This is a genomic window from Mixta calida (assembly GCF_002953215.1).
In the GTDB taxonomy this organism is placed as follows: domain Bacteria; phylum Pseudomonadota; class Gammaproteobacteria; order Enterobacterales; family Enterobacteriaceae; genus Mixta; species Mixta calida.
In genome coordinates, this window is record NZ_CP026378.1 from 177,311 (window position 1) to 199,111 (window position 21,801).

Annotated in this window: 18 protein-coding genes; 8 read left to right on the forward strand and 10 right to left on the reverse strand. The window is 58.5% G+C overall.

What is annotated here, in order from left to right:
- Positions 1–355: 355 nt before the first annotated feature.
- Positions 356–1,678, forward strand: a complete 1,323-nt coding sequence (xylA, locus tag C2E16_RS00835) for a xylose isomerase (protein ID WP_038629414.1) — start codon at positions 356–358, stop codon at positions 1,676–1,678.
- A gap of 18 nt (positions 1,679–1,696) precedes the next feature.
- Positions 1,697–3,163: a xylulokinase gene (gene xylB / locus C2E16_RS00840; protein ID WP_104951392.1), complete on the forward strand. Its 1,467-nt coding sequence runs from the start codon at positions 1,697–1,699 to the stop codon at positions 3,161–3,163.
- A 56-nt stretch (positions 3,164–3,219) separates the two neighbouring features.
- On the opposite strand, the gene C2E16_RS00845 is transcribed toward xylB, so the two are convergent.
- On the reverse strand, positions 3,220–4,218 hold the full coding sequence (locus C2E16_RS00845) for an acyltransferase (RefSeq protein WP_084971718.1): 999 nt from the start codon (positions 4,216–4,218) through the stop codon (positions 3,220–3,222).
- A gap of 226 nt (positions 4,219–4,444) precedes the next feature.
- Here C2E16_RS00845 and glyQ point away from each other — a divergent pair, with 226 nt between their 5' ends.
- The 3 genes from glyQ to C2E16_RS21335 all read left to right on the forward strand — a co-directional run bounded on the left by glyQ (position 4,445) and on the right by C2E16_RS21335 (position 7,771).
- Entirely contained in the window at positions 4,445–5,356 is a 912-nt protein-coding gene (glyQ, locus tag C2E16_RS00850) for a glycine--tRNA ligase subunit alpha (protein WP_038629418.1), read from the forward strand.
- 9 nt (positions 5,357–5,365) lie between these two features.
- The gene (gene glyS / locus C2E16_RS00855; protein WP_038629421.1) at positions 5,366–7,435 is read left to right on the forward strand and encodes a glycine--tRNA ligase subunit beta; all 2,070 of its coding nucleotides are present in this window, start codon (positions 5,366–5,368) and stop codon (positions 7,433–7,435) included.
- A 168-nt stretch (positions 7,436–7,603) separates the two neighbouring features.
- Positions 7,604–7,771, forward strand: coding sequence for a hypothetical protein (locus C2E16_RS21335; RefSeq protein ID WP_156462402.1), 168 nt, complete (start codon positions 7,604–7,606; stop codon positions 7,769–7,771).
- A gap of 33 nt (positions 7,772–7,804) precedes the next feature.
- Here the strand turns inward: C2E16_RS21335 and C2E16_RS00860 are convergent, their stop codons facing one another.
- From C2E16_RS00860 to fdnG, 5 genes are all read right to left on the reverse strand, one after another.
- A complete protein-coding gene (locus tag C2E16_RS00860) occupies positions 7,805–8,416 on the reverse strand; it encodes a glutathione S-transferase (RefSeq protein ID WP_084970469.1) in 612 nt (203 codons plus the stop codon).
- Positions 8,417–8,482: 66 nt separating this feature from the next.
- Entirely contained in the window at positions 8,483–9,412 is a 930-nt protein-coding gene (gene fdhE, locus C2E16_RS00865) for a formate dehydrogenase accessory protein FdhE (RefSeq protein ID WP_038629426.1), read from the reverse strand.
- Entirely contained in the window at positions 9,412–10,062 is a 651-nt protein-coding gene (fdoI, locus tag C2E16_RS00870; protein ID WP_038629428.1) for a formate dehydrogenase cytochrome b556 subunit, read from the reverse strand. The genes fdhE and fdoI overlap by 1 nt, the downstream gene beginning before the upstream one ends.
- Positions 10,049–10,957, reverse strand: coding sequence for a formate dehydrogenase subunit beta (gene fdxH / locus C2E16_RS00875; protein WP_084970468.1), 909 nt, complete (start codon positions 10,955–10,957; stop codon positions 10,049–10,051). Before fdxH ends, fdoI begins: the two co-directional genes overlap by 14 nt.
- A gap of 12 nt (positions 10,958–10,969) precedes the next feature.
- Positions 10,970–14,020, reverse strand: coding sequence for a formate dehydrogenase-N subunit alpha (gene fdnG / locus C2E16_RS00880; RefSeq protein ID WP_071883726.1), 3,051 nt, complete (start codon positions 14,018–14,020; stop codon positions 10,970–10,972).
- A gap of 461 nt (positions 14,021–14,481) precedes the next feature.
- Between fdnG and fdhD the strand changes: the two genes are divergently transcribed.
- The 3 genes from fdhD (at position 14,482) to C2E16_RS00895 (ending at position 17,422) form a co-directional block, all read left to right on the forward strand.
- A complete protein-coding gene (gene fdhD / locus C2E16_RS00885) occupies positions 14,482–15,237 on the forward strand; it encodes a formate dehydrogenase accessory sulfurtransferase FdhD (protein ID WP_218925961.1) in 756 nt (251 codons plus the stop codon).
- Positions 15,238–15,630: 393 nt separating this feature from the next.
- Positions 15,631–16,248, forward strand: a complete 618-nt coding sequence (gene sodA, locus C2E16_RS00890; RefSeq protein WP_038629439.1) for a superoxide dismutase [Mn] — start codon at positions 15,631–15,633, stop codon at positions 16,246–16,248.
- A 223-nt stretch (positions 16,249–16,471) separates the two neighbouring features.
- The gene (locus C2E16_RS00895) at positions 16,472–17,422 is read left to right on the forward strand and encodes a VirK/YbjX family protein (RefSeq protein WP_084970467.1); all 951 of its coding nucleotides are present in this window, start codon (positions 16,472–16,474) and stop codon (positions 17,420–17,422) included.
- Positions 17,423–17,440: 18 nt separating this feature from the next.
- On the opposite strand, the gene C2E16_RS00900 is transcribed toward C2E16_RS00895, so the two are convergent.
- The 4 genes from C2E16_RS00900 to C2E16_RS00915 form a co-directional block, all read right to left on the reverse strand.
- Complete coding sequence (locus tag C2E16_RS00900; RefSeq protein ID WP_038629442.1) at positions 17,441–17,803, reverse strand: YibL family ribosome-associated protein; 363 nt, start codon at positions 17,801–17,803, stop codon at positions 17,441–17,443.
- Positions 17,804–17,863: 60 nt separating this feature from the next.
- Positions 17,864–18,409, reverse strand: a complete 546-nt coding sequence (gene mtlR / locus C2E16_RS00905; protein WP_174705309.1) for a mannitol operon repressor MtlR — start codon at positions 18,407–18,409, stop codon at positions 17,864–17,866.
- Positions 18,410–18,477: 68 nt separating this feature from the next.
- Entirely contained in the window at positions 18,478–19,626 is a 1,149-nt protein-coding gene (mtlD, locus tag C2E16_RS00910; RefSeq protein ID WP_084970466.1) for a mannitol-1-phosphate 5-dehydrogenase, read from the reverse strand.
- Between the two features lie 92 nt (positions 19,627–19,718).
- On the reverse strand, positions 19,719–21,644 hold the full coding sequence (locus C2E16_RS00915; protein ID WP_084970465.1) for a PTS mannitol transporter subunit IICBA: 1,926 nt from the start codon (positions 21,642–21,644) through the stop codon (positions 19,719–19,721).
- Positions 21,645–21,801: the final 157 nt, after the last annotated feature.

Genomic DNA, 21,801 nt, shown 5'->3' on the forward strand with positions numbered 1-21,801 from the left:
ACCCTGTAGGTTGAGGTCATTTTTATCGGAACGTTCCTGAACGGGCTGATGAATTCTTGACCTGAGAAGACGGTTTCTTCAATTACAGATTTTTATCCCGGCGTTACGTTTTTTGGTTTATTGCTGATTTTATGATGGCGATCGATTTTTTAATGAAGAATAATCTGAAAGACCCTTTATTTTGCGTGGCGATACGAAAAACAGACACCGGGAAGCGTTATTTTGCGACGCGCCGCACAGTTAATAATTATCTTAATTGTGGTGTGAAATAACGTAATTGAGCGACGCCGGAGCGCTTACCAGAATAGAAGCCTGTTCGCTGACCATTTCCGGTCGACGTGTTAAGGAGTGAAAGATGCAGGCTTATTTTGATCAGATCGAGCGCGTAAGCTATCAGGGGCCGGACAGCAGCAATCCGCTGGCGTTTCGTCACTATAATCCCGATGAAATGGTATTAGGCAAGCGCATGGAGGACCACCTGCGTTTCGCCGCCTGCTACTGGCATACCTTCTGCTGGACCGGCGTGGATATGTTCGGCGTCGGCGCGTTTGACCGCCCCTGGCAAAAGGCGGGCGACGCGCTGGAGATGGCGAAGCGCAAGGCGGACGTCGCCTTTGAGTTTTTCTACAAGCTGAACGTGCCGTTTTACTGTTTCCATGACGTGGACGTGTCGCCGGAAGGGGAGTCGCTGAAAAGCTATCAGCATAACCTGGCGCTTATGACCGAGGTGCTGCAACAGAAACAGCAGGAGAGCGGCGTGAAGCTGCTATGGGGCACCGCCAACTGCTTTACCCATCCGCGCTACGGCGCGGGCGCCGCCACCAATCCCGATCCAGAAGTGTTCGCCTGGGCGGCGAGCCAGGTGTGCAGCGCGATGCAGGCGACGCACCAGCTCGGCGGTGAAAACTACGTACTGTGGGGCGGGCGCGAAGGCTATGAAACCCTGCTGAACACCGATCTGCGCCAGGAGCGCGAGCAGCTTGGCCGCTTTATGCAGATGGTGGTGGAGCATAAGCATAAAACCGGTTTCCAGGGCACCCTGCTGATCGAGCCGAAGCCGCAGGAGCCGACCAAGCATCAGTATGATTACGATGTGGCGACGGTTTACGGCTTCCTGAAGCAGTTCGGCCTGGAAAAAGAGATTAAAGTGAACGTTGAAGCGAACCACGCGACGCTGGCGGGGCACAGTTTCCACCATGAGATCGCCACGGCGATCGCGCTGGGCATCTTCGGCTCGGTAGACGCCAACCGCGGCGACCCGCAGCTGGGCTGGGATACCGATCAGTTCCCGGTCAGCGTGGAAGAGAATGCACTGGTGATGTATGAAATCGTGAAAGCGGGGGGCTTCACCACCGGCGGCCTGAACTTCGACGCCAAGGTGCGTCGCCAGAGCACGGACAAATACGATCTCTTTTATGGTCATATCGGCGCGATGGATACCATGGCGCTGGCGTTGAAGGTAGCGGCGCGCATGATCGAGGCGGGCGAGCTGGACCGTCGCGTGGCGCAGCGCTACAGCGGCTGGAACGGCGAGCTGGGGCAGCAGATCCTGCAGGGCGAAATGTCGCTGTCGGCGCTGGCTTCTCATGCGTCAGCGCATCAGTTCAATCCGCAGCACCAGAGCGGTCGTCAGGAACAGCTGGAGAATCTGGTGAACAGCTGGCTGTACCGTGGATAAACCAACAGGAGCCGGAGCATGGTTATCGGCATCGATTTAGGCACCTCCGGCGTTAAGGTGGTGCTGCTGAACGCAGCAGGCGAGGTGGTCGCCAGCCAGACGGAGAAGCTGACCGTTTCGCGTCCGCAGCCGCTGTGGAGCGAGCAGGACGCAAACAGCTGGTGGCAGGCGACCGACAGCGCATTGCAGGCGCTGCGTCAGCAGCACGATCTCAGTCAGGTCAGGGCGATCGGCCTGACCGGGCAGATGCATGGCGCGACGTTGCTGGATGCGCAGCATCAGCCGCTGCGTCCGGCGATTTTATGGAACGATGGCCGCAGCCTCGCGCAGTGTCAGCAGCTGGAAGAAAGTGTGCCGCAGGCGCGGCAGATTACCGGCAACCTGATGATGCCAGGCTTTACCGCGCCGAAGCTGCTGTGGGTCAGGGAGCATGAGCCGGCGGTTTTCTCACGTATCGCGAAGGTGCTGCTGCCGAAAGATTATCTGCGCTGGCGTCTGACCGGCGACTTCGCCAGCGATATGTCCGATGCGGCGGGCACGCTTTGGCTGGACGTGGCGAATCGCTGCTGGAGTGATGCCCTGCTGGAGGCCTGCGGGCTGACGCAGGCGCAAATGCCGACGCTGTTCGAGGGCAACCAGATTACCGGCTATTTGCAGCCTGCGCTGGCGCAGCGCTGGGGCATGGAAAGCGTGCCGGTGGTGGCGGGCGGCGGCGATAATGCCGCGGGCGCGATAGGCACCGGCATGATTAACGCCGGACAGAGCATGTTGTCGCTGGGCACGTCCGGCGTCTATTTCGTCGTAAGCGACGGTTTCCTGGCGAACCCGGAAAGCGCAGTTCACAGTTTTTGTCACGCGCTGCCGAACCGCTGGCATCTGATGTCGGTGATGCTCAGCGCGGCGGCCTGTCTGGACTGGGCGGCGGCGCTGACCGGCTGTGCCGATGTGCCGGCGCTGCTGGCCGAGGCGGAGCGGGCGCGCGTCGATGTGCCGCCGCTGTTCTTTCTGCCCTATCTTTCCGGCGAGCGCACGCCGCACAACAATCCGCAGGCGAAAGGGGTCTTTTTCGGCATGACGCACCAGCATGGACGTCCCGAACTGGCGCTGGCGGTGCTGGAAGGGGTGGGATACGCGCTGGCGGAGGGCATGGATGCGGTGCACGCCTGCGGCATTAAGCCGACGAGCGTGACGCTGATCGGCGGCGGCGCGCGCAGCCCGTTCTGGCGGCAGATGCTGGCGGACATCAGCGGTCAGACGCTGGACTACTGTCGCGGCGGCGATGTCGGCCCGGCGCTGGGCGCCGCACGGCTGGCGCAGCTGGCGTTGCAGCCGGATACGCCGCCGGAAACGCTGCTGCCCACGCTGCCGTTAGAACAGCGCCATCAGCCGGATGCGCAGCGCCATCAGCGCTATCAGTTGCGGCGTGCGCTGTTCGGCAGGCTTTATCAGCAGCTGGCGCCGCTGATGGATACGGATTCACTGTAAAAAAACGGCGCCGGGCTTGTCGCCGGCGCCGATCGCAGCACGATACGGCGTCGCGCTTAACTCACCAGATGATGCCTGTCGAGACGGCGCAGGCCCAGCGCCAGCAGCAGGCTGCCCGCCAGCGTCACGCTGAATATCAGGACGATATCCAGCGGCGGCCGCTGGGTATAATCAAGGTGATGGGTGCGCATAAAGTGGATAAACAGCGCGTGAAAGCCGTAAATCGGCAGTGAATTGCGTGAGATCAGCGCCAGCCCTGGCAGCGGACGCTGGTTCAGGCAGTTTTTAAACCAGGTGAACAGGCTCAGCGCGCCGATAAACACCAGCGGGCCGCAGTAAAGATACCAGAGGTCGGAGAACGCGCCGTTAACGTGCAGCTCCTGTTTGGTGCCCAGCGAAATGCCCGCCACACAGGCAAGAAACAGCAGCGCCGCCAGCCAGCTGACGCCGCGCTTTTCCGTGTTCATGGTGCCAAGGGCGCGGCCCAGCAGGGCATAGAGCAGGTAGTAAATGCTTTCGCCGCTGATATAGAGATTGACCGGCAGCCACTGGAAACGCCCGGTTGACTGGTCGGCGGTATGGGGATTGGCGATTATCGCCATTACCAACACCAGCGCGGCGACGTAGCCCGCCGTGGTCGGTTTTACCTGAATCAGCGGCGAAAAAAGATAGATAGTGATGATGGCGAAGAAGAACCACAGGTGATAGAACACCGGCTTTTGCAGCAGGTGCAGCAGCGACAGCTTTTCACTGATCGGCGTTAGCAGGCTGATGTAGAGCAGCGCCACCACGCTGTAGAACAACAGGCAGAGCGCGATCCGCAGAAAGTGGCGCGGCTGCGCGCTGCGTTCGCCGAAAAACAGGTAGCCGGAGATCATAAAGAACAGCGGCACGCAGACGCGCGACGCGGAGTTAAGCAGGTTCGCCAAATCCCAGGCGGATTCCGCCACCTGGTCGCTGTTGGTGATATACCAGGTTGTCGTGTGAATCACGATCACCATCAGGCAGGCGACGGCGCGTAAATTATCTATCCAGCCGATCTTTTGCAGAGACATTTTTTCCTCATATCGCGTGCACTTGCGTTTATGAGGGTAGCCAGGCGGCTGTGCTTCAACAACCTCGGCCCGCCAGGAATCAGATTTACCGCTATTTGCCGCCGTCGCCTCAACCCTTTCCAAACAAAGCGCGCGGGCAGGCGCGATCTCGGGCTGCATAACCGCCGGTCAAAGGGTATACTGACGCACACTTTTTTAATCCACCCGTATCGCGTGCGAACTCAACATGCAAAAGTTTGATACCAAGACCTTTCAGGGCCTGATCCTGACCTTGCAGGATTACTGGGCGCGTCAGGGCTGCACCATCGTTCAACCTCTGGACATGGAAGTCGGCGCTGGCACTTCTCACCCGATGACCTGCCTGCGTGCGCTGGGGCCGGAGCCGATCGCCGCCGCTTATGTGCAGCCTTCACGTCGTCCTACCGACGGCCGCTACGGGGAAAACCCGAACCGCTTACAGCACTATTACCAGTTTCAGGTGATCATTAAGCCGTCGCCGGACAATATTCAGGAGCTCTATCTCGGCTCGCTGAAAGAGCTGGGCATCGATCCCACTGTTCATGACATCCGCTTTGTTGAAGACAACTGGGAAAACCCGACGCTGGGCGCCTGGGGTCTCGGCTGGGAAGTCTGGCTGAACGGCATGGAAGTGACGCAGTTCACCTATTTCCAGCAGGTCGGCGGCCTCGAGTGCAAACCGGTAACCGGCGAAATCACCTACGGCCTGGAGCGTCTGGCGATGTATATCCAGGGCGTCGACAGCGTCTACGATCTGGTCTGGAGCGACGGCCCGCTGGGTAAAACCACCTACGGCGACGTGTTCCATCAGAACGAAGTCGAGCAGTCCACCTACAACTTTGAATATGCCGACGTGGATTTCCTTTTCACCTGCTTCGAGCAGTATGAAAAAGAGGCCCAGAAGCTGCTGGCGCTGGAAAAACCGCTGCCGCTGCCGGCCTATGAGCGCATCCTGAAGGCGGCGCACAGCTTTAACCTGCTGGACGCGCGCAAGGCGATCTCGGTGACCGAACGTCAGCGCTATATTCTGCGCATCCGCACCCTGACCAAAGCCGTGGCTGAAGCCTACTACGCCTCCCGCGAGGCGCTGGGCTTCCCGATGTGCAATAACAACAAATAAGAGGCAGCCATGACTGAAAAAACTTTTCTGGTGGAAATCGGCACCGAAGAGCTGCCGCCGAAAGCATTGCGCAACCTGGCGGAATCTTTCGCCGCCCACGTTACCGCCGAGCTGGACAATGCGGGCCTCGCGCATGGCGAAGTGAGCTGGTACGCCGCGCCGCGCCGTCTGGCGCTGAAGGTCGCCAGCCTGAGCGCCGCGCAGCCGGATCGCGAAGTTGAGAAGCGCGGCCCGGCAATCGCCGCCGCCTTTGACGCCAGCGGCGCGCCGACCAAAGCGGCCGAAGGCTGGGCACGCGGCTGCGGCATCACCGTCGATCAGGCCGAGCGTCTGAAAACCGACAAGGGCGAATGGCTGATGTATCGCGCGCATGTGCCGGGCGAAAGCGCGCAGGCGCTGCTGCCGACGATGATCGCCAACGCGCTGGCGAAGCTGCCGGTGCCGAAGCTGATGCGCTGGGGCGACAGCGACGTGCAGTTCGTACGTCCGGTGCATACCGTCACCCTGCTGCTGGGCGACGAGCTGATCCCCGCCACCATTCTGGGCATCGCATCGGGCCGCACCCTGCGCGGCCACCGCTTTATGGGCGAGCCGGAAATCACCATCGATAACGCCGACCAGTATCCGCAGATCCTGGAAACGCGCGGTAAAGTGATGGCCGATTACGACGCGCGCAAAGCCAAAATCAAAGCCGACGCGGAAGCGGCGGCGCGCCAGATCGGCGGCAACGCGGATCTGAGCGACAGCCTGCTGGAAGAGGTCGCTTCGCTGGTGGAATGGCCGGTCGTGCTGACGGCCACCTTCGAGGAAAAATTCCTCGCGGTGCCGGCGGAAGCGCTGGTCTACACCATGAAGGGCGACCAGAAATATTTCCCGGTCTACGACAAAGAGGGCAAGCTGCTGCCGCACTTTATCTTCGTCGCCAATATCGAATCGAGCGATCCGCAGCAGATTATCGCCGGTAACGAGAAGGTTGTGCGTCCGCGTCTGGCCGATGCCGAGTTCTTCTTTAATACCGACCGCAAAAAGCGTCTGGAAGATAACCTGCCGCGTCTGGAAACCGTACTGTTCCAGCAGCAGCTCGGCACCCTGCGCGATAAAACCGATCGCATTCAGGCGCTGGCAGGCTGGATCGCCGGTCAAATCGGCGCAGACGTCAACCTGGCGACCCGTGCGGGCCTGCTTTCCAAATGCGACCTGATGACCAACATGGTGTTTGAGTTTACCGACACCCAGGGCGTGATGGGCATGCACTACGCGCGTCACGACGGCGAAGCGGAAGAGGTCGCGGTTGCGCTGAACGAGCAGTATCAGCCGCGTTTCGCCGGCGACGATCTGCCTTCCAGCCCGGTCGCCTGCGCGCTGGCGATTGCCGATAAAATGGATACCCTGGCGGGCATCTTCGGCATCGGGCAGCATCCGAAAGGGGACAAAGACCCGTTCGCGCTGCGCCGCGCCGCGCTGGGCGTGCTGCGTATTATCGTGGAAAAACGTCTGCCGCTCGATCTGCAAACGCTGACCGAAGAGGCGGTGCGTCTCTACGGCAGCAAGCTGACCAACGAGAAGGTGGTGGATGAGGTGATCGACTTTATGCTGGGTCGCTTCCGCGCCTGGTATCAGGAAGAAGGCCACAGCGTCGACACTATTCAGGCGGTGCTGGCGCGTCGTCCAACCCGTCCGGCTGATTTCGATGCGCGCATGAAGGCGGTTTCGCACTTCCGCACGCTGGATGAAGCCGCTGCGCTGGCCGCCGCCAACAAGCGCGTCTCCAATATTCTGGCAAAAGCGACCGAGCCGCTGAACGATCGCGTGCAGGCGTCGCTGCTGAAAGAAAACGAAGAGATCAAGCTGGCGACCTTTGTCACCGCGCTGGAAAGCAAGCTGCAACCGTGGTTCGCGGAAGGCCGCTATCAGGATGCGCTGATCGAACTGGCGCAGCTGCGCGAAGCGGTGGATAACTTCTTCGATAAAGTGATGGTGAATGCGGAAGATCAGGCGGTGCGTATTAACCGCCTGACGCTGCTGGCGAAACTGCGCGAGCTGTTCCTGCAAGTGGCAGACATCTCTCTGTTGCAATAAGCCTGTCGGCGGCTCCGCCCGCCAGGCTTCCCGGAACGCCGGACAATCTTTACGGGTTGTCCGGCGTTCCTGTTTTTAGTCCAGCCTGTTGCACTCCAGATAAAAAAATCTGTGCATGCCTTCACGCTTTTGCGCCTTTCTTTTCCACTCCGCTGGAGGCTGGCCGGGATGAAATCCAGTTTTACGCGACGAAGCTGGCCCACGCCCGCGCGCCGTTTAACCTTAATTGTCACAGCCGGCGTGGACACGCTGCTCTACAGCAAGGCGCTGGATCGTCGGCTGGCGCTGTTCAAATCGAACGCGGTATCGCCGCCCAAAAGCCGGGGAAGCGATTAAAAAGCCAGAGTGGTTGACGGGCCGTATCCGTATTCAGGTTGCGGGCGGCACCGTGCGGGCAAAACTTTCGCGCTGGAAGAGTTTTTCCACCAGTTTCACCAGCGCAGGACGATTCACGCACCAGTTAGGCGCCACATGCCGAAAATTAATGTAGCCGATGGCGCAGCCGGTAGCGATATCGGCAAGGTTTAACGGGTCGCCGTTCAGCCACGCGCCGCTGGCCGCTTCCTGCTCCAGCGCGTCGAGCGCGCGCGTTATTTTATGGCGCTGGCGCAGCATCTCCTCAGGCGACTGCTGCTGCGTTGGGCGCATCTGCTCACGCACGATAAACAGCGCCGCGTCACAAACCCCGTCGGCCAGCGCCTCCAGCTGACGCACCTTCACCGCCTGGCGCGCATCGTCCGGCAACAGCTTCGGCGTTTGCGGCAGCGTTTCCAGCAGGGCGGCGATAATCGGCGAGTCGTACCAGCATTCGCCGCTGTCGTCGACCAGCGCCGGCACTTTGCCTAATGGATTGTAGTGCGGGACGTGGCTCTCTTCGGACCAGGGAGATTCATTGCTGAATTCAAACGTAATGCCTTTTTCCAGCATGATGATGGAAATCTTACGCACCCAGGGGCTGGTGTAATTGCCGATAAGTTTCATTACGCTTCTCCCTCTTGAGAGTGAATCAGGGCGCCGGACCGATGAAGCTGGCCCGGCCGTCAGAAATTACTCCGTGCCGGGGAACAGAAACGGGTTCAGGCTGCTGCGGGCGAAACCTTCCTGTTCCATGCGCGCGTCCAGCATCAGCGAGGCGAGATCGTCCGCCACCGGCTCAACGGACGGATCTTTCTCCTGCCAGAGCATCTTGAGATAGGTGCCGCAGTCACCGCAGCTTTCCGCCTTCACCGCGGCCTGTTCGCTGTCCAGCGACCAGTAGTGCAGATCGCCGGTTTGCTCGCAGTTGCTGCATTTGGCGCGCACCACATGCCACTCGCTTTCGCACAGGTTGCAGTGCAGGTAGCGCAGGCCGCCGTTCTGCATGCCCATATGCACCACGCTGGTTACCGGCACGCTGTTGCAAACCGGGCAGAACTGACGCTGTTCGCCATATTCCGCGCGCGCTTTGCCGGGGATCAGCGCCGCCATCTGCGCCCAGTAAACCGACAGCGCCGCCCAGATAAAGGGCGCTTTGTCGCTGCTGACCCTGGCGAAATCGTGCGCCAGCAGCGCGGTGGCGAGCGCTTCCAGCTCCGGCGCGGAGGTTTTTTCCAGGTTCTCCAGCACCGCCAGCGCCTGGCCGGTCATTTCCGGCTTCAGCTCGGCGATCAGGGAATGCAGCAGACGCTGCCAGTGCGCATCGCGCGGCAGGGTGCTGATATCCAGCGGCGGCTTGCCGCTGGCGGCAGATTCCACCAGGCGCGCATGGAGATCCATATTCAGGGGATGGTCGTACAGCACGATCTCCTGCGCTTCGGCAATAAAAGCGGCGAAGCGCAGATAGCCGCCCAGCGGATTTTTCGCCGCCAGCTGGCGCAAACGCGCGGCGCGGCGGCTATATAAATTTTTCAGCCTGGGGAAAAGTAACGGCGGAATCATATCCGCCGTTGTTCTGTCGCTCTTCTCCAGCTGTTCTTGCGGGATGATGCGAATAGTCATCAGGGACGTTTATCCTGTTGTGTCGGTTGGCTCTGCTGTTCACGAACAGCGCGATACCAGCGCGGGTGATGCTTTTTCGCCCAAATCGGCGTAACCCAGCCTTCCACCATTGCCGTCAGCGTGCCTTTTACCCACAGCGCGGCGTAGATATGTACCATAATCACAATGATCAGGCCCACCGCCGACACCGAATGCACCAGTAACGCCAGCCGAATCAGCGGGATGGGAAAGGCACCGGCGAAGTAAGGACGCCAGATGACGATACCACTCGCTAACAGCAGCAGCAGACTGATAATAGCAGCCCAGAATACACACTTCTGCCCGAAATTATAGCGGCCGGTATCGCCGACCTCCTCATTCATGGCGATTTTATGGATATTCTTCGCCCACAACAGATCGTCGCGGTTAACCAGGTTGTGTTTCCAGTAACGCAGAAACATCAGCATAAAGGCGAGAAACATCGCCACGCCGATGAATGGATGCAGGATGCGCGCCAGCTGCGGCGTGCCCAGCACATTCATCAACCCGTTAAATGACGGGAAGAAAAATCCCAGGCCGCTGAGGGCGGCGAGCACGAAGCAGAACGCCACAATCCAGTGGTTGATGCGTTCCGGTGCGCTGTAGCGCACAATCAGGTCACGCTTCTTCATGGTTTCGCTCCTCTTTCTCCTGCTGATCTTCTTCATCTTCGCTGACGCGATTCGGACCGACGCCCACATAGTGGAACACCGAGGCGGCGAAGGTGGCCGCGAAGCCGATGGCCGCCAGCGGTTTCCAGATGCCTTTCCAGAAGGTAACCGCCGGGCTGATGGACGGATTGTCCGGCAAGCCGTGGTAGAGCTGCGGCTTGTTGGCGTGGTGCAGCACGTACATCACGTGCGTGCCGCCGACGCCCGCCGGATCGTAAAGACCGGCGTTTTCATAGCCGCGCGTTTTCAACTCGTCGACGCGGTCTGCCGCCAGCTGCTGCATATCCGCTTTGCTGCCGAAGTGGATAGCGCCGGTCGGGCAGGTCTTCACGCAGGCGGGTTCCTGGCCGACGGCGACGCGGTCCACGCACAGGGTGCATTTATAGGCGCGATTATCGTCCTTATTCAGACGCGGCACGTTGAACGGACAGCCCGCAATGCAGTAGCCGCAGCCAATGCAGTGCTCGGACTGGAAATCGACGATGCCGTTGGCGTACTGAATAATCGCCCCTTCCGCCGGGCAGGCCTTCAGGCAGCCCGGATCGGCGCAGTGCATGCAGCCATCCTTGCGGATCAGCCACTCCAGCCGGCCGTTCTCCTCCACTTCCGAAAAGCGCATCACCGTCCAGGATTTGGCGGTCAGATCGACGGGGTTATCGTATACCCCGACGTTATGCCCCACCTCATCACGGATGTCGTTCCACTCGGAGCAGGCAACCTGACACGCTTTGCAGCCGATGCAGGTGGTGACGTCAATCAGCTTCGCCACCTCCTGCTGATGGTCACGCGCCTGCGGCGGCGGCGTTAAGCCATTTGTCGCGGAGCGACGAATAATGTCTTGTGACTGATAAGCCATAATCGTTCTCTGTTACACCTTTTCCACGTTAACCAAAAAGCCCTTGTACTCAGGCGTTTGTGAGTTGGCGTCGCCAACGGATGGCGGCAGCGTGTTGGCCAAAAAGCCTTTTTGCGTCGCGCCTTCAAAGCCCCAGTGGCAGGGAATGCCGATGGTATCAACCTGCCTGCCGTCGATGGTCAGACGGCGCAAGCGCTTCGTGACCACCGCTTTTGCCTTGATATAGCCGCGTCGGGAGCTGATTTTCACGTTGTCGCCCGCCGCGATGCCTTTTTCGGCCGCCAGCTCCGCGCTGATTTCGACAAACTGTTCAGGCTGAGCGATCGCGTTCAGCCGGGCATGTTTGGTCCAGTGACGGAAGAGCTCGGTAATGGAGTAGGTTGTGGCGACGTAGGGATAGGCGTCGGCCTTGCCCAGCGTTTTGAGATCCTGCTGGAAAATCCGCACCACCGGACTGTGAACCTGTGTTGGATGCAGCGGATTGGTGGCGGTCGGGCTTTCCATCGGCTCATAATGTTCAGGGAAAGGGCCGTCCGCCAGCTTATCCAGCGCAAACAGATGCCCCATGCCGTCAGGCAGCATAATAAAAGGCCCGACCTGTTTTTCCGGCGCAGCCGTCGACGGGTAGTCCGGCACGTCATGGCCCTGCCACTGTTTGCCGTCCCACTCAATCAATCGGCGTTGCGGATCCCAGGCGTTGCCCTGCGGATCGGCGGAGGCGCGGTTGTAAAGGAGGCGGCGGTTGGCTGGCCAGGCCCAGGCCCAGCCGGACATCACGCCCAGCCCTGAGGGATCGGCGTTATCGCGCCGCGCCATCTGATTGCCCGACTGCGTCCAGCTGCCGGTATAGATCCAGCAGCTGCTGGCGGTGGTGCCGTCGTTGCGCAGCTCAGCAAAGGAGCTAAGCTGCTGGCCTTTTTTCAACAGCAGTTTGCCGCTGTCGTCGTAAACATCGGCCAGCGCCCAGCCGTTGTTTTCGCGCGCCACCTCTTCCGGTTCCGGGTTGCGGGGATCGTGGTAGTCCCAGCGCATCGCCAGTAAGGGTTCCGGCGCGGCGCCGCCTTCCTGGCGATAGCGTTCCCGCAGGCGCAGGAAGATATTGCCGAGGATTTTGCCGTCATGCAGCGCCTCTCCCGGCGGTTCGGCCGCCGCCCAGTGCCACTGTAGCCAGCGTGATGAATTCGCTATCGAACCGTTCTCTTCCGCAAAGCAGGAGGAGGGCAGGCGGAACACTTCCGTCTGAATCTGTGCCGGATCGACATCGTTGAATTCGCCATGATGCTGCCAGAAGCTGGCGGTTTCGGTGCTTAGGGGATCGATAACCACCATATATTTCAGGCGTGAGAAGGCCCGAAACGCTTTATTCTTGTCCGGGAAGGCGGCCAGCGGGTTAAACCCCTGAATAATCAGGCCGTTGAGTTTGCCCTGCGTCATCATTTCCGCCAGCGCCAGGCAGTCGTAGCTTTTATCCCATTTGGGCAGCCAGTTGTAGCCCCACTGATTTTCCGCCGTGGCGTTATCGCCGTAGAAGCTTTTCATCAGGCTGACGAAAAACTTATCGGTGTTTTGCCAGTAGTTAACCTGACCTGGCAGCGGAGAAACCGGCGTCGCCTGCTGTAAATAATCCGCCAGCGTGGTCTGTTTTTCCGAAGGGAGCGGCAGATAACCCGGCAGGCTTTGCGACAGCAGGCCGAGATCGGTGTAACCCTGTACGTTGGAGTGGCCGCGCAGGGCGTTAATGCCGCCGCCGGGCATGCCTATATTGCCCAGCAGCAGTTGGATAATCGCCGCGGTGCGGATGATTTGCGCGCCGTTAGTATGGTGCGTCCAGCCCAGGGCGTACAGGAAAGCGGTGGTGCGATCAGGCACGCTGGTGCTGGCGATTGTCTGGCAGATGGTCAGAAAATCGTCTTTTGACGTGCCGCACAGACGGGACACCATGTCCGGCGTGTAGCGGCTGGCATGTTTTTTCAGCAGATTAAATACGCAACGCGGATGCGCAAGGGTAAGATCGCGTTTCGCCTGGCCGTGTTCATCCAGCTCATAGTACCAGCTGGTTTTGTCATATTTGCGCGCGGCGTCGTCGTAGCCGCTGAACAGACCCTCGTCGAAACGGTAGCCTTCGCTGACAATCAGTGAAGCGTTGGTGTAATGCTTCACATAGTCGTGTTGAATCGCGTCGTGCTGCAACAGATAGTTGACCATACCCATCAGGAAGGCGACATCGCTGCCTGCGCGCAGCGGAGCATAGATGTCGGCTACCGAGGCGGAGCGGTTGAAGCGCGGGTCGACCACGATCACTTTCGCTTTATTATGCGTTTTCGCTTCGATAACCCATTTAAAGCCGACGGGATGGGCCTCTGCGGGGTTGCCGCCCATGATCATGATGACGTTGGCGTTCTTAATGTCGTTCCAGCTGTTGGTCATCGCGCCGCGGCCGAAGCTCGGCGCCAGCGCCGCGACCGTTGGGCCATGGCAGAGTCGGGCCTGGTTTTCCAGGGCGACGATACCTAAAGCACGGGCGAATTTATGATCGAGCAGCCCGGTTTCGTTGCTGGCGGCGGAGGAGCAGAGCATGCCGGTGGTCGTCCAGCGGTTGACCGTAACGCCTTGCTCATTCTTTTGCTGAAAGTTTGCGTCGCGATCCGCCTTCATTAAACGGGCGATACGGTCAAAGGCCTCTTCCCAGCTGATACGCTTCCATTCACTGGAGCCGGGCGCGCGATATTCAGGGTATTTCAGCCGTCTGTCGCTGTGAATGAAATCCAGCACCCCGGCGCCTTTAGGACAGAGCGACCCCCGGCTGACCGGATGATCGGGGTCGCCTTCAATGTGATAAATAGAAGAAACGGCGTTTTTGGCGCCGTCGCCCCGGCTGTAAATCAGCATGCCGCAGCCGACGGAGCAGTAAGTACAGTTATTACGGGTTTCTTTGGCGCGTAATAGTTTATATTGCCTGACATTCGCAAGCGCGCTGGGAGGCGCGAAACCCAATAAGCTCGCGGTTGTTCCTGCCATACCGCCCGCACAGAGTTTAAAAAAACTGCGTCTATTAATATGCATAATAATTATTTTTGCCCAAACCATTGCCAGAGGCATGAAAATAGCAGTCTCTGGCATGATTTTTTTGACCGTAATCAATAAGTAATTAATTTGTTATAATTTTTAACTTATTAATCATTAAGGGTTATATTTATAAAATTTTAATATTTAAGCGTCTGAGGGGTAAATAGCAGGATTCTGGCGTTTATTTATATTAAATATATTTGCCTTTAGCAGGGAAAAGCGTGGCGCAGGCATGATTCGCATTTTTTGTGCAGCGATTTTTTTGCGCTGAGCGGGGCACAGGTTCAGAATTGCCGGGCACATCTCAAATTCATAAGCGGCCTAAGATTACCACTTAATCTGTGTGGTTGTTATAACCAGGTAGACGTAAATTGAAATTCCATGATCAACAAAGCGACGAAGCTGTAAGCAGCTTCACGGGAGCAAGCGAAGCGCAGGTGTGGCAACGTGATGCGCTAATGGAAACCCGACACGACTGGCTTGCCGACGAGGTGCCGGTGGCGCTGGTTTATAACGGTATTTCCCATGTGGTGATGATGAGCACGCCGAAAGACCTTGAAGCCTTTGCGCTCGGTTTTTCGCTCTCGGAGGGCATTATCGCCGCACCGGAGGAAATTTACGGCATGGATGTGGTGCCGGGCTACAACGGTATCGAAGTGCAGATCGAGCTCTCCAGCCGTCGCTTTATGGCATTGAAAGAACAGCGGCGCGCGATGGCCGGTCGCACCGGCTGCGGCGTTTGCGGCGTCGAACAGCTAAATGAGATCGGCAAGCCGATTCAGCCGCTGCCATTCAGCCAGACGTTCGATCTCAGCTTGCTGGATAAAGCGCTGCGCCAGCTGAAAGCGTTTCAGCCGGTCGGCCAGCTGACCGGCTGCACCCATGCGGCGGCCTGGATCGATGAGGCAGGGCAGCTGACGGGCGGCTGCGAAGATGTGGGCCGTCATGTGGCGCTGGACAAGCTGCTCGGCTACCGCAGCCGTCGCGGCTGGCAGCGCGGCGCGGCGCTGGTTTCCAGCCGCGCCAGCTATGAGATGGTGCAAAAATCGGCGATGTGCGGCGTGCAAATTCTGTTTGCCGTATCGGCGGCCACCCGCCTGGCGGTGGAAGTCGCGGAGCGCAGCAATCTGACGCTGGTGGGCTTCAGCAAACCGGGACGCGCGACGATTTATACCCATCCGCAGCGGTTGATAAATTCAGCAGCGCAGTCCTGAGCCGTCAACGTAAAGCGCCGCGCCGCAAGGGGCGGCTTTTCGCGCCGGTTAAACCTGATTCGCTTTTATCACGATGGCGCAGCGCCAACACCGAACGGGTTTTATTAATCCGACGTGTTGGCGCGTCGGAAAAGACGCTTGCGCTGCTGTCGCAGATCGCTATAAGGCGTTATGCGCCGATCCCGTCGACGGCACTGGATGCTTTGCGTCGCTTTTTTGTCTTTTCAAATAGTTGGCTCTATCGGGCCTGTTCGTCCACTCTGGTATAACCTTATAACGAGAGGGGCATTGATTATCCTTTTCCCGATCACTAATTTAACTATAATGATCCGACTGCTTACGCGGTGCTTACAACGAAAAGTGCCGCTCCTACAATAAATGGAGATGATGAACATGAGTTATTCACTGCCATCCCTGCCTTACGCATACGACGCACTGGAACCGCATTTCGACAAGCAGACGATGGAAATCCATCACACCAAACACCACCAGACCTACGTTAACAACGCTAACGCAGCGCTGGAAGGCACCGAATTCGCCGACCTGCCGGTTGACGAGCTGATCACCAAACTGGATCAGGTTCCGGCAGACAAGAAAACCGTACTGCGCAATAACGCAGGCGGCCACTATAACCACAGCCTGTTCTGGAAGGGCCTGAAAACCGGCACCACTCTGCAGGGCGACCTGAAAGCCGCTATCGAAAGAGATTTCGGCAGCGTTGAGAAGTTTCAGGAAGAGTTCGAGAAAGCCGCAGCGACCCGCTTTGGTTCAGGCTGGGCGTGGCTGGTGAAAAAAGGCGACAAGCTGGCGGTGGTCTCTACCGCTAACCAGGACAGCCCCCTGATGGGCGAAGCGATCTCCGGCGCTTCCGGCTACCCGATTCTGGGCCTGGACGTATGGGAGCACGCTTACTACCTGAAGTATCAGAACAAACGTCCTGACTACATCAAAGCGTTCTGGAACGTAGTGAACTGGGACGAAGCGGCTGCGCGTTTCGCCAATGCAAAATAAGCCTGCTTAGCAGTGCATGAATTATTCACCGGCGGGGCAGCAGCTCCGCCGTTTTTTTATTTTGAAAAACCCTTTCATTTAACCTTCGTTTAATTCCTTTATAAAATAACGGCGCCCTTAATAAAAATAATTTTTTCGCTAAATCTATTGGCCAGATATTAACGTCCTGTTGATATTTGGCATCTTAATATTGGCGCATGGTTCTTTCATATTAATAAATAGCATGTCGACGATTACACATAGCCCAACGCCGGAATTTTCTACCGGCTCGCTTTTTTTTCAGTTAACGCGTGGTCAATTTAAGCCAAATAAACTGTGGGAATGCCGCCGCTTCCGCACCAAGTTTTTATTGCGCTCGCTGGCTTTTCCCGTCACCACCTTTTCCTATATGGAACAGATGTCGCGGCTGCCGGCGATGCGTCAGGCGTTGACTATTCAGGGATTGCTGCCGGCGAAAATCCATCGCCCCTATCTGTGCGCGCATTTTAGCGTTAAGCAGCGCGCCCAGGCGCTGCTCGATCACTACGGCACCGTTCAGCAGCTGCCGCGCGCGCTTTACCAGCTGTTCTTATCGCCGGTCGATCAGACGGTGGCGCGTCTGCACGGCAAAAATGATGAACGGTTTGACGTGGTTTGCAGCACCGGCCGTTTCGATCGCGAAGGCGAAGTTACGCTGGTGCTGCTCTATAACGGCATTACCATCGCATCGCTCTCGTTCTCGTTTTTACAGCAGGCGGGCAGGCTGGGACTGCTGATCGGCGGGTTGCAGGGGCCGCGTAAAACGGTGGATGCCAGCATTATCCGCGATGCCACCAAAGCGGGCCACGGACTTTTTCCCAAGCGCGTATTGATGGAGACGCTGTTTTATCTGGCTGCGCGCTGCGGAGTGACGCAGATCCAGGCGGTCGGCGACGATACTCACGTTTTCCGCAGCCTGCGCTATCGCCACAGCAAAAAAGAGGTGTTTCACGCCAGCTATAGCGAGTTCTGGCTGTCGCTGAACGGGGAGGCGTTGAAGAGCGGTCTTTATCAGCTGCCGCTGGCGATGCCGCGCAAGCCGCTTGAGGAGATAGCCAGTAAAAAGCGCGCCGAATATCGCCGTCGCTATGAATTTATGGATATGCTGGAAAAACAGCTTTCTGAAGCGGTGGAGGAAGAGCGTGGCCGGATGTAATCAATCCGGCCAGCAGGGTCAGAAAGGTTTTGGCGCGTAGCCGGTCATCTCTTTCAGGCCCATCTCTTTGCCCAGCGCGGTCATCGGATGTACCACCACCAGGCCGCGCACGCTTTTCTTCAGGGCGCCCATATCCGCCTGCTCTTTTTTGGTGATGGCGCGGCTAAACGGCAGCTTTTGCAGCTTCTGCGCTTCTTTGCTCAGCTTTTGATCGCGCACGTCGCGCAGACGTTCGATCTCGGCGATCAGCGTCTCTTTTTCTTTCAGCAGCGCGCCGAGTTTCTCCGCATCGCCCGATTCCAGCAACATCGGCTCTTTACGATTGAGCGCATCCAGCTGGTCGCTGAGGCGCTTGATTTCGGCTTTTTCCTGCTCTTTCATGACGGTTACCTGTACTGATGATTAATCGATATGATACACGAAAAGCGGAAAAGGGCGGGGCTACTTTTTGAAAGCCTGCTTCATGCTGATGCGTGAGATAAGCTCCGTCAGGGAGAGCACCATCGTTGAGCGCAGCACCTGTTGATAGCGCTGCTGCTGCATGGCGCGCAGCTGTTCATCGTCGCTGGAAAAGTCAGGGCGGGGCGGCCAGGCGCTGACACAATGCAGCTCGCCGAACGGCCCAAGAATTTCGTCATCGCTGAAGCGGTATTCGGTGCCGTCGTGGTTTAGCTCCTCACGCAGCGCCATCAGCAGTTCGCAGTCTTCATATTCATGGCGGCTGATCACGCCGAGACCGTAAATCAGCTTCAGCCGCACCGACAGTTCGCCCAGCGGCCCGTCGCCGAGCAGTAATGGCTCGACGGCATATTTCACCGCATAGTCATCCTTGCGAAACACCTGAAGCACCAACAGGTTGACCGCTTCGGTCAACAGTTCAACGGCGGCAATCAGGAAGCTTCTTACCGAGCGTCCGGCATTCAGTCGCTCCAGCACCCGATTTTCAAAAGCCTGCTTCTCTTCCATTGTTGCCTGTACATTTATCATTCTGCGCGGGGGCACAGCCAGGCTGTGCCCTTGTTGCTCGCCGTTATTCAGCATCGGGAGCGTGCGCATTATGGCATTGCGTTATAGGCCTTAACCACTGCTGCGACCACTTCGCTGTCGGCATCCAGGCCAGAAACCTGCGCCAGCGCCGCCTGCGGGCCCACTTTTTCCAGGAGCGCCTCCAGCTCCTGCGCCTGCGGGTCCTGTGCGCTGCGGTAGCGCATGGCGGCGGCGATGCCTTTCACCAGGTTATCGTGCGGCAGCTGATACTCCAGCGTGCCGAGCGTCGGCTTGATCAGGCGATCGCCCGCGCTCAGCTTGCGCAGCGGCTGGCGGCCAACACGCTCGACGTCATCTTTCAGGTATGGGTTTTCAAAGCGGGTCAGGATTTTTTCGATATAGGCGGCATGTTTCTGTGCGTCGAAGCCGTAGCGCTTGATCAGCACCGCGCCGCTCTCCTGCATCGCTCCTTTCACCACCGCGCGCACCGCCGGATCGAGAATGGCGTCGCGGATGGTTTGGTGCCCCGCCAGCTGGCCCAGATAAGCGGTGATCGCATGGCCGGTATTCAACGTAAACAGTTTGCGCTCGACGAACGCCATCAGATTATCAGTCAGCTCCATGCCCGGAATGGCGGGCAGTTCGCCTTTAAATTGGGTTTTATCGACGATCCACTCACTGAAGGTCTCGACGGTCACTTCCAGCGGATCGCTGCTGCCCGCTTCGCCCGGCGGCACGATGCGGTCAACGGCGGAATCGACGAAGCCGACATGCTCCTCGACCCAGGCGTGATACTGCTCCGGCAACGCGGCCAGCACATGCGCTTTCAGCTGACTGGTGCCGCGCACCATATTTTCACAGGCGATAATGTTTAACGGGCGGGTATTAGCGCTATCACTGCGTTTGGCCAGGCCGCGCGCGATGCTGTCAGCGATACGCGCGAGGATTTGCGGGCCAACCGCCGTGGTAACGATATCAACCTCGGCGATCAGCGTAATCACCTCTTCGCTGGTGCTGTTGACGGCGCTGACGCCGGTCACCGTGTCTACCTGCGCCTGCTCGCCGACCACATGCACCGGGTACTGGTGACGGGCGTTCAGCGCGTCCAGCACCGCCTGATTAACGTCGGCAAACACCAGTTCAATGCCAGCGTCCGCCAGCAGCTTGCCGATAAAACCACGACCGATATTACCGGCGCCGAAATGTAATGCTTTCATCGTTGCGATAACCTTCAAAAAAAGAGAAAGGGGCAAGTCCACCTTGCCCGAAGAAGGGCCGGGCAGAGCGGCCCCTCAGCGTATGCGTCAGATCAGGCTGGCTGACCGGTAAGCAGATCCAGCACTTCCTGCACGCTGTTGGTGGTGGCGAGACGCGCAATTACGCTTTCGTCATCCAGCGCGTTGGTCAGGCTGGTGATGACCTGGATGTGCTCGTTATTGCGAGCGGCGATGCCGATCACCAGACGGGCGATGTCATCTTCCTCTTCGCCGAAGCGCACGCCTCGCGGATACTGACAGAACACCACGCCGGTTTTTAGCACGCGATCTTTCGCTTCAACCGTACCGTGCGGCACCGCGATGGATTCACCCAGGTAGGTCGGCGTCAGTTTCTCACGTTCCAGCATCGCGTCGACATATTCTGGCTCAACATAACCGCCTTTCACCAGCTGCTCACCGGCGAAGCGGATCGCCTCTTCTTTGCTGGCGGCCTGCTGGCCGAGGAATACGTTGCTGGCGCCCAGCTTAAACAGATGCTCGTTGTTGCTCTCAAAGCTGTCGCTCAGGGCCGCGTTAACCTTTTCACGGTGTTCCACGCTGCGCTGCGCGTCTACCAGACGCGAGGTCAGGTCGCTATAAAGACCGCTGTCGAGGAAGTTATTCAGCGAGATATGCTGCGCATGCGGCGCCTGGCGCATGGCGCGTTCGGTGAGATCGCGATGCGTGATCACCAGGTCGACGTCGCCCGGCAAGGCGTTGATAGCGGTATTGGTGACGGAGATCTGCGTCAGTCCCGCGTCCTGCACTTTCTTACGCAGCACGCCAGCGCCCATGGCGCTGGAGCCCATACCGGCGTCACAGGCGACGATGATTTTACGCACGTGGCTTAAATCGCCGTTCAGACCGGCGCTGGCCGCGGCAGGCGCGCCCGCCTGGCCTTTAGACTGCGCTTTCATATCCTGCATGCGACGAGTGGCCGCTTCGATATCGTCTTCGTCTTTTACTTTACTGGTTTTCAGCAGTACGGCGGAAACCACGAAGGAGACGGCGAAAGCCGCGACGATCGCCGCGATATTGGCGAAGTAGGCGCCTTTCGGCGTCATGGCCAGCACCGCCAGAATAGAGCCAGGAGAAGCAGGAGAAACCAGACCGCCGTTCAGCAGCGTCAGGGTGAAGACGCCGGTCATGCCGCCGAGAATCACGGCGATCAGCAGGCGCGGCGCCATCAGCACATACGGGAAGTAGATTTCATGGATGCCGCCAAGGAAGTGGATAATGGCCGCACCGCTCGCTGACTGTTTCGCGTTGCCGCGGCCAAAGAACATATAGGCGACCAGCACGCCCATGCCCGGGCCTGGGTTGGCTTCAATCAGGAAGAAAATGGATTTGCCGGCTTCGCTGGCCTGCTGGATGCCCAGAGGCGAGAAGATGCCGTGGTTGATGGCGTTGTTCAGGAACAGAATCTTCGCCGGTTCAACGAAAATCGAGGTCAGAGGCAGCAGGTTGTTCTGCACCATGATATTCACGCCCGCGGCGAGAATATGGGAGAGGCCTTCCACCAGCGGACCGATGGCGAGGAACGCCAGAATCGCCAGCAGCATACCGATGATGCCCGCCGAGAAGTTGTTGACCAGCATCTCGAAGCCGCTTTTGATTTTGCCGTCTACCGCGCGGTCAAAGGTTTTGATCGCCCAGCCGCCCAGCGGACCGGCAATCATCGAACCGAGGAACATCGGCATATCCGCGCCAACGATCACGCCCATGGTGGTAATCGCGCCCACCACGCCGCCGCGATCGCCGCCGACCAGACGTCCGCCGGTATAACCGATCAGCAGCGGCAGCAGGTAGGTGATCATCGGGCCGACCAGCTTCGCCAGCGTTTCGTTCGGCAGCCAGCCGGTAGGAATAAACAGGGCGGTGATGATGCCCCAGGCGATAAAGGCGCCGATATTCGGCATCACCATATTGCTTAGAAAACGACCAAAGCTTTGAACCTTGACCTTGACAGATGAGGACATAAAAACACACCTCTTATTGTTACGCGCTGACAAATAAGAGAGCGCGTGATTTTGTTAAGACGCTACGGCGAGGCGCCGTCGGATTACTGTATGCAGGCGGACTCTAGCACGCGATTATGACGCTGCGTAGTGAGCGCCTCGAAGTGATAAAGATCAC